This is a genomic window from Pedobacter sp. Leaf170, assembly GCF_920984665.1.
Taxonomy (GTDB): Bacteria; Bacteroidota; Bacteroidia; order Sphingobacteriales; family Sphingobacteriaceae; genus Pedobacter.
Genome location: NZ_CAKLBP010000003.1, coordinates 190,681 through 205,136, shown reverse-complemented (window position 1 = coordinate 205,136; position 14,456 = coordinate 190,681). Strand labels below are relative to the sequence as shown.

The following is a 14,456-nucleotide window of genomic DNA, read 5'->3' as shown; positions in this document are numbered from 1 at the left end:
TAATTTAATTTACCTGAAGGTATTTACCTGGATTTGCTTCGTCTTTTACAAACCACGCAGGATTTCCATCTTTATCTTTCCCTAATCTTGCATTTGGAGCTGGTGGCTGATTTAAATCATCTAAAAAGTTATTCTCGTCGGGATGTTTGTATTCAGGTATAAATCCTACCTCCTTTAACTCAATTAGAGATTCTTCAAAACATTTAACAATTTGATTAATGTCGCTATTTGTATGAGCTGTTGTTAAAAAACATGCAAAACCTTCCAAAACGTGAATGCCTTTTAATCGCATTAATGTGAAAAATAATTCAGTGTAAGGATATTCCTCAATAAATTTAATTCTCCATAGCGACCCAAATTGAGCCACATACATTGGCACACTCAGTCTTCTGCAAAGTGCATTAACTGTATTGGCAATATATAAACCGTTGGCATTTAGGTTTTCTTGCAACTGAGGTCCCATTTCTTTCAGATAATTCAAAGATGCTTTTGCTGTAGCTAAAGCTAATGGATGCCGAACAAAGGTACCCGCAAAATAGGTTACTCCAACCTCTGGAATAGAATCATCGCCAAATTGCCAGAAACCGCCATCAAGAGCATCCATATATTTCTTCTTACCTGCAATTATTCCAATTGAAATACCGCCACCTGCAACTTTACCATAAGTTCCTAGGTCGGCCTGAATGCCAAATAAGCCTTGTACACCTGCAGGATGAAATCTGAAGCCTGAAATTACTTCATCAAAGATGAGAACAGTTTCTGATTCTTCCGTTATTTTTCGTAGCTTTTTTAAGAAATCAATAGGTTGAAAGTCTGCCCTTCTGCTTTGTACAGGTTCTACCAAAACAGCTGCAATATCGTTGGCACGCTCTTCAATAATTTTAAGAGATTCTTCTGTTCCATAATCCAGGATAAGCATATTTTGTACTGCTTCAGGCATAATTCCTGGTGCTGCAGGGAAGGTTTTCAATTTTTTACTTCCTCTAACAATTACTTCATCAGTAATGCCATGATAAGAACCTGTAAATGCAACAATGGTAGAACGCCCGGTTACTGTTCTGGCTATACGCATAGCACCCAGCACGGCTTCAGAACCTGTATTACATAAACCCGCTCTATCAAAATTTGTAAACTCGCAGATTAACTTTGAAACTTCTCCAGCCAATTCATGTTGAGGCCCGATTTCGTAACCTTTTTCAATTTGCTCGATTAAAGCATTTTTGATGAAATCAGGTTGATAGCCTAGCATATTAGAACCAAAGCCATTTAAGGCATCAATGTATTCATTACCATCAATATCCCAAACACGGCTTCCTTTAGATTTATTAATTACGATTGAATAAACAAGCTCTTTAGTTGCCGGCTTGAAGCCAGATACAACTCTTGGATCGGCCATGTGTGGGCGATGCTGCTGAGTATAAGCTTTACTTCCTTTAGTTTTTTCGTTGTATCTTTTAGTTAAATCAGTGAGGTATTTTGCTTGTGCATCACTTAATGCAGCAGACTGTTTGTCAATTCTGGCTGCAGCACCAAAAGGTTTTTTTATTTCTATTTCTTCCTCAGGTGTTAAATCTGATGATGCTTTAGGAACAGCTGATGCAACTAGATTTGACAACTGAGGTGTAATACTTGGTTGATTATTATTTTGAATAATTTGATTCTGTGTACCACCTTGCAGTAATGATATTTGCATGCCCAAAAGTTGCAATTGCTGACCAATTAAATCTAAAGCAGAACCATTTATAGCTGTATTAGTCGAAATGGGCTGACCTGAATTTGACGGGCTGAAATTTGAAATATTTTGGCTTTGTTGTGAAACAGGCGCCACTGAAATCGCGTCAGCAGGTAAGTTAGCATCCAGATAGTCGGTTAGCAAATCTAAAGTTCCAAATTCTTCATTTAACTGCCTGAAAGTGATAGGTAGAGAGAATTTTTTCTTTAAAATTAGCGCAACCTGTGTAAGTAACAATGAGTCTAATCCAATTTCAATAAAAGTCATTTCCGGTGTAGCATCGTTCATTTCAATACCTGATGCATCTTCCAATATTTCTTTGAGCTGCTTAATTAATGCTTGCTTTCTCATTACTGGTTGAGGTTTGTTTTGTTCGAGAATTATATTTGGTGTAAATGGGCTAATTGCATTTACGGGTTGATATGTATTTTGCATTGGTTCGACCCAATACCGTGTTTTGTTAAATGAATAGGTAGGTATATCGTATACTTTAATTCGTTGTTGGTTTTGATAAAATAGTTCCCATTTAAAATCAAAACCACTCAGCCATAAATTACCAACAGCTTTTAATATAGAATGATAAGCTGTTTGGTCCGTTTTGGGAAAATCCAGAGAAGTGATAATTGTACAGTTTTTTCCAAGATTTTGCTGACGGATAAATGTACTTGTAGCATTTCCCGGGCCAATCTCTACAAAAGCTTTTTCACTATTTTCTTGAAGAAGTTGTGCCGCGGCCTTGTCAAAATTAACCGTTGCTCTTAAATGATTAGACCAATAACATATATCTAAAGCATTTTCATCTGTTAAAATAGTTCCAGTTACGGTAGAATATATTGGTATGGATGGCTTATTAAGGTTTATTTCTTTTAAAGAAAGTTTAAAAGGCTCAACCACAGCATCCATCATGTAAGAATGAAATGCATGGCTGGTTTGTAATTGTTTGTTCGGGATTTCTAATTGATTTAATTTTTCTGAAAATAGCTCAATACTACAATTATCTCCAGCTAAAACTAATAAATCAGCAGAATTTATAGCTGCAATAGATACTCTTTCAGGTAATATCTTTTCTATTTCATCAATTTTTGCCCTAACAGAAAGCATTGTTCCGCCTGGTAACTCGCTCATAAGCTTGCCTCTGGTCGAAATAATTTTCAGTGCATCCTGAAGATTTAATATTCCGGAAAAGTAAGCGGCAACAAATTCACCAATACTATGGCCAATAAAAGCAGTAGGAAAAACGCCCCAGCTCATCCATAATTTAGCTATCGAATAACTAACCATAAATAATGCCGGCTGACTATATCTGGTGTTTTTTATTTTACTCTCGGATAATTCGTTAATTTCCTCCGGATAAATAATTGCTAATAAATCTTCCCCAATTTGATGTTTTAGTAGAGCATTACATTCATCCATTGAGTTTTTAAAAACAGGCTCATGTTCATACAATGCTCTTCCCATGTTTAAAAATTGAGAGCCTTGTCCTGGAAACATAAAAACAACTTCTCTTATGTTTTTTAAACTTTTTTTGGATGGGCTTACTAAACCCGATAAATTATCAATTTGCTTAATAACGTCTTCAGCATTACCGGCGATTGCAAATGTTTTATGATTAAAGTTATGTCTAGAACCATTTAATGTGTAAGCAATATCTGCAAATGATACATCTTTTGCTTGTTTTAAATATTTACTTAAGCTGTATGAATAGCCATTTAAACTATTTTCATTTTTTGCAGACCAGGTTATAAGTTGTAGTGGCTTTGCTGCAGTACTGGTTTGCACAACATTTTCAAATTCCTCTAAAACAATATGAACATTTGTGCCGCCAACACCGAAAGAACTTACCCCAGCAATTCTTCTTTTGTCTGATTCCCAGTTATTTAACTCAGCGTTTACAATAAAGGGGCTGTTTTCAAAATCTATGTTTGGGTTAGGCGTTTTGTAATTAATGGATGCAGGAATTTGCTTATGATGTAAAGCTAAGCTAGCTTTAATTAATCCTGTTACGCCAGCGGCACAAGTTAAGTGGCCAAAATTACTTTTAACCGAGCCAATTGCGCAATACTGTTTTTTATCTTGAGGACCGAAAGCAAGATTTAGCCCCTCAATTTCAATTGGGTCTCCAAGAGGTGTTGCTGTACCATGAGTTTCGATATAGCTAATATCAGCAGGATTTATGTTTCCATCTTCAATGGCCATAGAAATAGCTGCAGCTTGTCCTTCTGCACTTGGAGCGGTAAAACTCGCTTTATTCCCTCCATCGTTATTTATGCCAATACCTTTAATAACTCCAAAGATAAAATCACCGTCTTTAATAGCTTCTTCTTTATCTTTTAAAAGAACCACGCCAGCTCCGTCGCTAAAAACCGTTCCTTCAGCACCCGAATCGAAAGGTCTGCAATGCCCATCATTACTTAGCATAGCACCTTCTTCGTATAAATGCCCAACATTAACAGGTGAATTGATAGTTGCACCACCAGCTAATGCCATTTCACATTGGCCACTGCGTATGCTTTGTACCGCTTGCGCAACGGCTAATAGAGATGTAGAGCAAGCTGATTGAACATTTACCGCCGGACCGGTAAGATTTAATGTGTAAGCCGTTCTTGTTGCAACATAATCCTTATCATTAACTGTTACAACTTGAAATTTACCAGCGTTTTGTATTAATTCTGTGTTCGAAATAACATTATTAGCATAGTATGTATTTACTCTAACACCGGCAAATACACCTATTCTGCCAGCATATTTATCTGGAATATAACCTGTTTTTTCTAATGCTTCCCATGCAATTTCAAGAAACACCCGTTGCTGTGGGTCCATTAATTCTGCAAGTTTTGGATTTATACCGAAGAAAGTTGCATCAAAATCAGCAATATTATCAATTATTCCTCTTGCTTTAATATAATCCGGATCGTTTTTTAAACTTTCTGGAACACTGGCATCCAATTCATCATCTTTAAAAAACCGGGTAGTTTCCCTCCCTTCCTTAAGGTTTTTCCAAAGTTCGTCTATACTGTCAGCACCAGGAAATCTACCAGACATGCCAATAATGGCAACATCGGTATTTTCTCTTTTGATGATTTTTCTTTTAAGTTTTCGAGATAAATCTCGACCATCTAAAAATGCGGCTAAATCAACAATCTTTGGAAACTGGTATATTTTAGTTACGCCTAATGTTAATCCAAAGCGTTCTTTTAATATTGCCACACACTTTTGAGCAAGCAAGGAATTGCCGCCTAGCTCAAAAAAGTTATCATCAACACCAACTCGTTCTACTACTAAAAGTTCTTTCCAAACATTTGCAATGTTAGTTTCTGTTTCATAGTTAGGTGCATGGTATGGGTTGGTTAGAAGGGTTGAAGCATCAGGATCTGGGAGAGCTTTTTTATCAATTTTACCATTAAGTGTTAATGGAATTTCCTGAAGCTGAACCAATAACTGAGGAACCATAAAGGTTGGCAGGCTACGCTCCAAGAAACTAATTATTTCTTTCTTGTCGTATTTACCGTCTACCACAACATATCCAATAAGTCGCTTATCGCCTAATTGTGTATCCCTTGCTAACACTACCCCTTGCTTAACACCTGGTGCTTTTTGAAGTGTGCTCTCAATTTCGCCTAATTCAATTCTATAACCCCTAATCTTTATCTGATCGTCTGTACGACCTAGATACTCAATATTGCCATCAGCTAATCGCTTAACTATATCACCGGTTTTGTAAAGTCTTTCATTGCCATCATAGCTAAACAAATCTGCAATAAACCGCTCTTGCGTTAGGTCAGGTCGGTTTAAGTAACCCCTGGCAAGGCCGGAACCCCCAATGTGCAGTTCGCCTTGCATACCTTCTTTAACCAAAGCTCCGTTTTCATCCAGAATGTGCAATCTGGCATCGGTGAAAGCTTTACCTATCGGCACTATATGGCCATATTCTGTTTCTCTTTTAACTATATGAATTAATTTCCCTATCGTGGTTTCTGTAGGGCCATAGTGGTTTACTATCTGATATGTTCTATCAGCATCTATAATAATGTCCTTGATTAGTGCTGTGTAAAGAGCTTCTCCTCCAAACATTAATATTTTTTTGGGGAGCAATTCAAACCTTTTTAGACTAAGAGATTTCCAGTGAGATGGAACGATTTTTAAAAAATCGATTTCATTGTTTTTAAAATATTGATGAATATAATCAACATCATTAAATTTTTCTTTGGTAAACAGATGTAGTGTTTTACCATACAATAAAGAACCAAATAATACGGTATTTCCTAAATCAGTAGCTAATGTAGCGCCAATAGCGAAGGAGTTGCAAGCAGACAAGGATAGACTATTTTCTAAACCCTCAAAATAATCTAGTAAATTTCTGTGCTCAATGAGTACACCTTTGGGTTTGCCCGTTGAGCCAGACGTATAAATAACGTAAGCAAGATTATCAGCTTGAGCATTTAAAGCAGGTAAACTATTAGAGAACATTAATGATTCAGTCCAATTATCAGATGGATTTATAATTACCTTTCCTTTTGCAGCTGAAAAAAAATGATCTGAATGGTTATCTGAGATTACAACATCCGCACCAGAATCTTCAAGCATAAACTCGACTCTTTCAATTGGAAATTCCGGGTCAATTGGAATATACGCAGCACCTGATTTTAGAACTGCAAGTATTGCAATCGCCATATCCACAGATTTATTTAGGCAAATCGGTACCAACGACTTTTCTGTAACACCAATAGATATTAAATGATTTGCAATCTGGTTTGTTAGTAGATCCAAATCTTTATAATTGATTTGAATGTCTTCAAAAACTATAGCAATTCTATCAGGATATATTTCAGTCTGTTCAGTAAATAAATCAATTATTGTATTCTTATTACTCATATAGAGTGATAATTTGTGGAATATTAAATGCAACTATTTATAAATTATTCTGTATAACTTAATATAGCAGCAGGGAACTATTAAATAATTATTTGCTATTAAAACTGTATAGATTACAGTTGTAGCTTATCTGTGTTTCCTTTTGAATGGTATATCCCGGTGTGTTTTTATTGTCATGGCTTGAGAGTTTTAGATGTGAAAAATTTAAGCTATAATCTTAGTTTTTTTAGGGTAGATATAATTTTTTGTGCGTATAAATACATTCCAAATATAATAAAAAAAGATATTTAAAACCTGTACGAATTGTGTTACTATTAACCATAATCAACAATTTTTTTATTGTATGCTTATAATAGTAGCAAGTTAATCAACAAATGCTTTAAATTTTGATTGTAGTTATATGTATTTCATCTCTAGGAAAGAACTTTATAATGATTTGGAAATGAGAAAGGGGCTTAAATCCATAAGCCCCAATAAACCAAACAAACTATTTATGAAGTGAATATATAACCCACAACAAAATAATTTGTTTTAAAAAAAAGAGATTAAAATTAATTAATCTCTTTAAGCGTAATTTAAATCGTCCCGTTGATTTATATAACTACACAAACCTGACAATTTGCGGTCGATTAAACAATACTAAATATTCAGTATTTTTAAAATAAGTTTAATTTTGCGGGCTGATGAAGTAGAGGATTGAAGCTATACTTTTCTTCAGTAAAAAGCTCATTGCTGGTGTAGTAAATTTCACTTTCCTGATTTCGGGAAGCAACTTTAACAAAGGTTTTATCGGCTGCAGCCTTAAAAATATTTTCAACTAATAACGGGCAATTATTATCTTTTGATAAATGACTTAATAAAAGATGACTCATATAATCAGCCTTATGTTTTACAAATAAGTTTAAGGCTTCGGTATTTGATAAGTGGCCCTTGCCGCTAGTTATTCTTCTCTTTAAATAATAGGGATAACTTCCATTATTTAGCATTTCAGTATCATAATTGGCTTCTAAAAATGCTGCATGGCAATTTTTAAAATGTTTAATTAATCTATCGCAAACGCTTCCGATATCTGTAAATACGCCCACCCGAGTGTTTTTATGCTCTATAGTAAAGCTGTATGGGTCTGCCGCATCATGATGCTTTGCAAAAGCAGTAATACTTAAATTGCCAATTTTAACTGGCTGCAAATCATTAAAAGGGTAGGTGTTATTCGAATCTAAAACTAATCGGCTGTTGTATAAGGTATTTGGTGTGATGTAAACTGGCAGATTATATTTTTTGGAAAAAACAGCAAGCCCTTTTATATGGTCGCTATGTTCATGAGAAATAAAAACAGCTTTAACTTTTCTAATATCTAGGCCCAAACGATACATTCGTTTTTCTACTTCTTTACAAGAAATGCCAACATCAATTAATACGGCTTCTATTTCATTACCGATGTAATAACAATTGCCATTGCTGCCAGAATTTATCGAAGAAAAGTATAATGCCATTGCGTTTGCAAGTTACGGCAAATAAAAAATGCAGACAAAGAATTTTATCAACCAAAATATTTAAGATGCCTTATGTACAATAAGTTTAGATTCTATCATGATTTTTTGATAATCTTCCATTTCAATTTCTCTGTTTATTAGTTTTAAAAGTAGATGGATGGCGTTTTCACCAACAGATTCAGGGTTTTCCTCAACCGATGCAATTGGGGGTAAATCTAAATAATTTATAAAAGAGCTATTTCCAAAACCTATGCATTCAATCTCATTTACGCCTGGATGATTGATACTCCTTAAATATTTTATCGCATCAAATAAAATTGGTTCTTTAAAAGCAACTAAAGCAGTGGGTATATTTTCACTGTTTCCGAATAGTTTTTTTATCGCCGATATGGTATTTTCTTTATCAAAATCGGTGTAGGCAACTAATTCTGCATCGAAAGAAACATTACTATCCTTTAAGGCATTTATGTAGCCATTAAAGCGGTCGTGGGTAAAATTAATCATCTTAGGCCCACCCAGGTAGGCAATTTTTGTATGCCCTCTATCTATCAAAAACTTCGTTGCCTCGTAACAACCCTGAAAAGTATTTCCTAAAACTTTATGGCATTTGATATTGAAACTCGGATTGCGGGTATAGTAAACCACAGGAGTACCAATGCCTTCAAATTGTTCAAAATGAGCAAAATCTTGGGTATTTTTAGAAATGGCAACAATCAAGCCATCAACTCTGCTCTTTAGTAACATATTAGCAAGTTGAATTTCTTTGTCGAAATCATCATGAGATTGAGCAATTATTACATTATAGCCATTTGCCATAGCAAATTGTTCAACACCGTAAATGCTTCTGGTAAAAAAATGGTCGAGCAGATTAGTTAAGATAATTCCGATTATTCTCGATTTCCGTTCCTTTAAATTAATAGCAGATTTGTTTGGTGTGAAATGAAGTTCCTTCGCCATTTCTTGTACACGCTTTTTTGTGTACTCGTTAATTGTAGGGTAGTTATTTAAAGCTTTTGATACAGTAGAAACAGACATTTTTAACCTTTCGGCCAAAAATTTTAAAGTAATCGGGCTATTGTTCATCTTCATTTCCTTCAAATGTGCATAGTTAAGAAAAATGCTTAATTATTTCAAACGTTTGAAATACTTGTACAATCCGTATTAAAGGTTTTTTAACGCAAGTCGTAAATTTTATTACCAGTCATTTTTTACATTCGTTTGTAGTTAAATCATTTTAGATATTCAACTGAAATGGATTTTTTTAAAATAATTAATAAGCTACAAAACATATTAACCAGCAATGTAAATCTAGCCATTAGGAATAAATCAATATATTTGAAATCGTTCATCCTCAATAATAAGAATGAACTTTTTGAACCTTTATTTATTGTTTTATCCCTTGAAACATCATTATTTGGAAATGATGTTTCTAAAAATTTAAATTGATATGCCAAATTTTAAAGTTAGAGCCTTTATAATATTCTTCTCGCTTGTTTACTCGGTAACACATGCCCAGGTTAGCTCTATTCAAAACATTCAGGCTCGTAAAATTCAAAGTTTAAATGGTAAATGGAATTATATTATAGATCCTTACGAAAATGGATTTTATGACTATCGGCATCAACCATACGATCAGTCAAAAACGGCGACCGGGGGTTTCTTTGACGATAAAGAACAAAAAGATAAAACGGAACTAATTGAATATAATTTTGATGGTTCGCCGCAAATGAATGTTCCAGGCGATTGGAATTCTCAATCGGAAAAACTGGAGCTCTACGAAGGAACTGTTTGGTTGCGCAAGAAATTTAATGCACAACCAGAAAAAGCAAAGCGCTATCTTATTTACTTTGGTGCAGTAAACTATGAGGCCCACGTTTATCTCAACGGTAAAAAATTAGGCGTTCATAAAGGAGGTTTTACACCCTTTCAGTTTGACGTTACAGGTAAGCTAAAAGCTGGTAATAACACATTGGTTGTTAAGGCAGATAACGTACGCAAGCAAGATGAAATCCCTACGGTAAATACAGATTGGTGGAATTATGGTGGGATTACCCGTGATGTGTATTTGGCAGAATTGCCAGAGCATTTTATCACAGATTACAAACTTCAACTAGAGAAAGGGAGTAACAATTTATTAAATTTTAATTTAAAGCTAAATGATTCATTTTCAGGTCAGGAGGTTTCTGTATCTATACCAGAACTTAATTTAGAAAAGAAATATAAAACCGATAATGAAGGAAGAATTAGTGACCAGTTTGTTTGGAATAATCTTAATCTTTGGTCGCCCGAAAACCCTAAACTATATACGGTTAATATAAAATCTGGTAATGAAAGCATAGATGACAAAATAGGTTTTAGAACGATTGAGGTTTTAGGAGATAGCATCATGCTAAATGGTAAATCTGTTTTTCTTCGCGGAATTTCCCTGCATGATGAAAATCCACTTTTAGCAGGTCGATTAAGAAGTGAGGGTGATATGCGAATGATGCTTCAATGGGCTAAAGATTTAAACTGTAATTATGTTCGGCTGGCGCATTATCCGCATAACGAAGAAATGCTTCGCTTAGCCGATGAAATGGGTTTGTTGGTTTGGGCAGAAGTGCCGGTTTACTGGACCATTAGTTGGGAAAATCCAGTTACTTATGCCAATGCAAAACAGCAATTAACAGATTTAATTCAGCGAGATAAAAACCGGGCAAGTGTAATTGTTTGGTCTATTGGAAATGAAACCCCATTAAGCGCTCCACGGTTAAGTTTTATGAGCAATTTAGCAGAAACGGCAAGAAGTTTAGATGATACAAGATTAATTGCTGCGGCTTTAGAAGTGCACAGAGAAGGTAATACCATGATTTTAAATGATCCATTAGGTGAAAAAATTGATTTGGTAAGTTTTAATGAATATGCTGGCTGGTATTTCGGCGGCACACCTAGCGAAATCACAAAATATGATTTCAATATCAAATACAAAAAACCTGTTGTAGTAACAGAGTTTGGCGGCGATGCCTTAGCCGGTTTTCATGCTGATGAAAATACCAGATGGAGCGAAGAATATCAGGAAGCATTGTATAAAAATCAAATTACCATGCTAAGTAAAATATCTGCCTTACGCGGGATGACACCCTGGATTTTAGCCGATTTTCGTTCGCCAAGAAGGCAACATCCTGTTTATCAGAATTTTTGGAACAGGAAAGGATTAATTAGTGAAACCGGAAAACGAAAAAAGGCATTTTATGTGCTTAAATCATTTTACGATCAGATGCAGACGAAATATAAATAACCGCATTATTTTTATCAATTTAAAATTTATTAATGACTGAAGAATTGAATATCTTTTCCTTAAAAAACAAAGTAATTGTTGTAACCGGTGCTACTGGCGTACTAGGAGAGGCATTTGTAAACGGACTCGCAGCTGCTGATGCAACAGTTGTTATTATTGGTAGAAATGAAGAAGTTGCCCAAGCACGAGTTAATGAAGTTATTAAAAGCGGTGGGAAAGCAATTTATATAATTGCTGATGTACTTAACGAGGAAGATTTGCTAAAAGCAAATGCGAAAATAACAAACGAATTTGGAAAAATTGATGGTTTAGTAAATGCAGCGGGAGGAAATGTTGCAGAAGCCGTAGTTCAACCTGGTAAAGATATTTTTGATTTAAACATTGACGCTTTAAAGCAGGCATTTGATTTAAATTTGTTTGGTACCATTTTGCCAACTCAAATATTCGGCAAAGAACTTGCAAAGCAAGGCGGTAGCATCGTAAATATTTCATCAGTTTCAGCATCGCAGGCGGTTACTAGGGTTTTAGGCTATTCTTTGGCAAAATCTGCTATAGATAGTTACACAAAGTGGATGGCTGTTGAATTGGCTAACCGTTATGGCGAAAAATTACGCATGAATGCCATTGTGCCTGGCTTTTTTATTACAAACCAAAACCGACAATTGCTAACCAACCAAGACGGAACCTTAACAGCAAGGGGAGAGGCGATTATTTATAAAACACCCTTTAAAAGGTTTGGAAACCCCGATGAATTAATTGGGGCTTTGGTTTATCTGTTAAGCGATGCATCGAAATTTGTTAATGGAGAAACCTTAACTGTTGATGGTGGATTTGGAGCATATTCTGGAGTATAATTTATGGAAAAAAAATATAAAAAATTAGAACAAACCTGGCGTTGGTATGGTCCGAACGACCCGGTTTCATTACAAGATGTAAAACAGGCTGGCGCAACCGGAATTGTTACCGCTTTACATCATATTCCTCACGGAGAAATTTGGCCATTAGAAGATATTCTGGAACGCAAAGCGATAATTGAATCATCTGGTTTAACATGGTCTGTTGTAGAAAGTGTTCCTGTGCATGAGGCTATTAAAACCCGAAGAGCTGATGCAGATAAATACATAGAAAATTATAAGGTTTCTTTAAAAAATCTAGCTCAATGTGGGATTAAAATCGTTTGCTATAATTTTATGCCGGTGTTAGATTGGACAAGAACACAGTTGGATTTAGAAATGGCCGACGGCTCTAAAGCTTTGTATTTTAATTGGATTGATTTGGCTGTTTTTGATATTTATATATTGAAAAGACCACGAGCTGACACCGATTATCCAAAATCTGTTCTTGAACGTGCAGCGGCAAAATTTTCAACATTAAATCAGCAGCAATTAGATGATTTGAGGATTAATGTTTTAATGGGAATTCCAAATGAAAAAGAAATTGAATTGGAAACTTTAAGGAATAGCATCAGCGAATACGAAAAAATCGGCTTCAATGGTTTAAGAGAAAATCTGGTTTATTTTCTATCTGCTATTGCTGATGTTTGCGAGCATGAAGGCATAAAAATGACCATCCATCCTGATGATCCTCCATATCCGATTTTAGGTTTACCACGTATTGCCAGTACAATTGATGATTTTAATTACATCTTGCAAAATGTAGACAAACCTTTTAATGGTGTGTGTTTTTGTACAGGTTCTTTAGGCGCAGGCGTTGATAATAATGCTTTGCAGATTTTTAATGTGGTAAAAGAAAGAGTCTATTTTGCGCATTTACGAAACGTAACGAAAGATGAAGATGGCAGTTTTTATGAAGCAGATCATTTAGGTGGCGATGTAAATATGTATGAAATTATGAAGGCTTTAAGTGAAGAGAATGCCCTCCGTGATAAATCAATTCCATTCAGACCAGACCATGGCCATCAAATGCTCGATGATTTGGCGAAACAATCCAATCCCGGCTATTCAGCTATCGGTCGTTTGAGAGGTTTAGCCGAATTGAGAGGCTTAGAAGTTGGAGTAACTGGTAATTATTAACAAAAGGTTCTGTTTATTTTCAAACAGAACCTTTTTTGTTAGCATATAAAACATCCATAGTGTACCTTTGTTATCAATCATCACTTAAACGTTCTACTTTAATTAAGTAAAAATTTTAAATCGTAATTATGGAAGAACAGTCGAATACTGGAAAAAGAATATTAAAACCTTCGGTTATCCATGATGATTTACCTGAAGTTAAAAAACCGGAGCATTTAAGAAAACATTCTACATCTGATGAGGATATGCTACCTGAGAATCCGGAGAGAAATTATCACCATGAAGAAATTCATTCTTTAACGGATAGCCATGATGAGATTAAGCATGCAGATGACGATATTTGGAATGGTGAAGATGCCTAATTAGCAAGGTTAATATTGCTCTCCAAAAGAAAACCATTAAAATTATACTGGGCAAATTTATTCAGTGCTTCAATCTTATTTTGAACGTGCAAGCGTTTGTAAATGTTTTTGCAATGATTTTTGACAGTATTTTGGCTAATATTCAACTTCTCCGAAATTTCTTTATACAAAAGTCCTTCGCTTAATGATGACAGAACTTCCAATTCCCGATGACTTAATCCAAATTTATTTTCATCAGTTTTCTGTTGGAGCATGCCAATAACTTTTCTTGCAATGTAAGGGCTCATAGGTGCGCCACCGTTATATAATTCTACAATTGCGTTCTGGATTTCTAAATAGCTTGCACCTTTTACAATGTACCCTGAAGCGCCAGCTTTAAGTGCGCTAAAAACATGCTCATCGTTTTGATATCCAGTACAAATAAGAAACTGTGTATCAGGTAGTAAGGCCTTTATTTGGTTAATTAGGTCAATACCACTGAGCATCTTAAGTTTTATATCTATAATTACGATATTTGGTGTATGTATCATCAAACCCTCAATCGCTTCCTCGGCGTTAACATAAATTCCCGAAATGCTAAATAGGTCGTTCTGTTCAATTGCCGAAACCAAAGCTTTACGGTATTTATCGTGATCTTCTACAATAGAAATTGAAATCATAACTGCAAATTTAACTTGTACTAAGATA

General features: G+C 35.0%; 8 protein-coding genes. 4 read left to right on the top strand and 4 right to left on the bottom strand.

Annotated features, from left to right (window positions below; all coding sequences use genetic code 11):
- Positions 1-4: 4 nt before the first annotated feature.
- The 3 genes from LUA90_RS09605 to LUA90_RS09595 form a co-directional block, all read right to left on the bottom strand.
- A complete protein-coding gene (locus LUA90_RS09605) occupies positions 5-6,604 on the bottom strand; it encodes a polyketide synthase (RefSeq protein ID WP_231490789.1) in 6,600 nt (2,199 codons plus the stop codon).
- Positions 6,605-7,260: 656 nt separating this feature from the next.
- Positions 7,261-8,097 carry an MBL fold metallo-hydrolase gene (locus LUA90_RS09600; RefSeq protein ID WP_231490788.1) on the bottom strand — a complete coding sequence of 279 codons (837 nt, stop codon included), beginning with the start codon at positions 8,095-8,097 and terminating at the stop codon, positions 7,261-7,263.
- 60 nt (positions 8,098-8,157) lie between these two features.
- A complete protein-coding gene (locus LUA90_RS09595; RefSeq protein WP_231490787.1) occupies positions 8,158-9,180 on the bottom strand; it encodes a LacI family DNA-binding transcriptional regulator in 1,023 nt (340 codons plus the stop codon).
- Between the two features lie 364 nt (positions 9,181-9,544).
- On the opposite strand from LUA90_RS09595, the gene LUA90_RS09590 reads away from it, so the two are divergent.
- The 4 genes from LUA90_RS09590 to LUA90_RS09575 all read left to right on the top strand — a co-directional run bounded on the left by LUA90_RS09590 (position 9,545) and on the right by LUA90_RS09575 (position 13,769).
- Entirely contained in the window at positions 9,545-11,374 is a 1,830-nt protein-coding gene (locus LUA90_RS09590; protein WP_231490786.1) for a glycoside hydrolase family 2 protein, read from the top strand.
- Between the two features lie 32 nt (positions 11,375-11,406).
- A complete protein-coding gene (locus tag LUA90_RS09585; RefSeq protein WP_231490785.1) occupies positions 11,407-12,228 on the top strand; it encodes an SDR family oxidoreductase in 822 nt (273 codons plus the stop codon).
- A 3-nt stretch (positions 12,229-12,231) separates the two neighbouring features.
- Positions 12,232-13,407, top strand: a complete 1,176-nt coding sequence (uxuA, locus tag LUA90_RS09580; RefSeq protein ID WP_231490784.1) for a mannonate dehydratase — start codon at positions 12,232-12,234, stop codon at positions 13,405-13,407.
- A 128-nt stretch (positions 13,408-13,535) separates the two neighbouring features.
- Positions 13,536-13,769 carry a hypothetical protein gene (locus tag LUA90_RS09575; protein WP_231490783.1) on the top strand — a complete coding sequence of 78 codons (234 nt, stop codon included), beginning with the start codon at positions 13,536-13,538 and terminating at the stop codon, positions 13,767-13,769.
- On the opposite strand, the gene LUA90_RS09570 is transcribed toward LUA90_RS09575, so the two are convergent.
- On the bottom strand, positions 13,766-14,428 hold the full coding sequence (locus LUA90_RS09570; RefSeq protein ID WP_231490782.1) for a response regulator transcription factor: 663 nt from the start codon (positions 14,426-14,428) through the stop codon (positions 13,766-13,768). The two genes, LUA90_RS09575 and LUA90_RS09570, sit on opposite strands and share 4 nt — an antisense overlap.
- Between the last annotated feature and the right edge of the window lie 28 nt (positions 14,429-14,456).

What these genes read in the sequence shown, in the direction of transcription:
- LUA90_RS09595 (WP_231490787.1), bottom strand. Translation starts at nt 9,180, where the DNA reads ATGAACAATAGCCCGATTACTTTAAAATTTTTGGCCGAAAGGTTAAAA.
- LUA90_RS09570 (WP_231490782.1), bottom strand. Translation starts at nt 14,428, where the DNA reads ATGATTTCAATTTCTATTGTAGAAGATCACGATAAATACCGTAAAGCT.
- LUA90_RS09585 (WP_231490785.1), top strand. Translation starts at nt 11,407, where the DNA reads ATGACTGAAGAATTGAATATCTTTTCCTTAAAAAACAAAGTAATTGTT.
- LUA90_RS09575 (WP_231490783.1), top strand. Translation starts at nt 13,536, where the DNA reads ATGGAAGAACAGTCGAATACTGGAAAAAGAATATTAAAACCTTCGGTT.
- LUA90_RS09590 (WP_231490786.1), top strand. Translation starts at nt 9,545, where the DNA reads ATGCCAAATTTTAAAGTTAGAGCCTTTATAATATTCTTCTCGCTTGTT.
- LUA90_RS09600 (WP_231490788.1), bottom strand. Translation starts at nt 8,097, where the DNA reads ATGGCATTATACTTTTCTTCGATAAATTCTGGCAGCAATGGCAATTGT.
- LUA90_RS09605 (WP_231490789.1), bottom strand. Translation starts at nt 6,604, where the DNA reads ATGAGTAATAAGAATACAATAATTGATTTATTTACTGAACAGACTGAA.
- uxuA (WP_231490784.1), top strand. Translation starts at nt 12,232, where the DNA reads ATGGAAAAAAAATATAAAAAATTAGAACAAACCTGGCGTTGGTATGGT.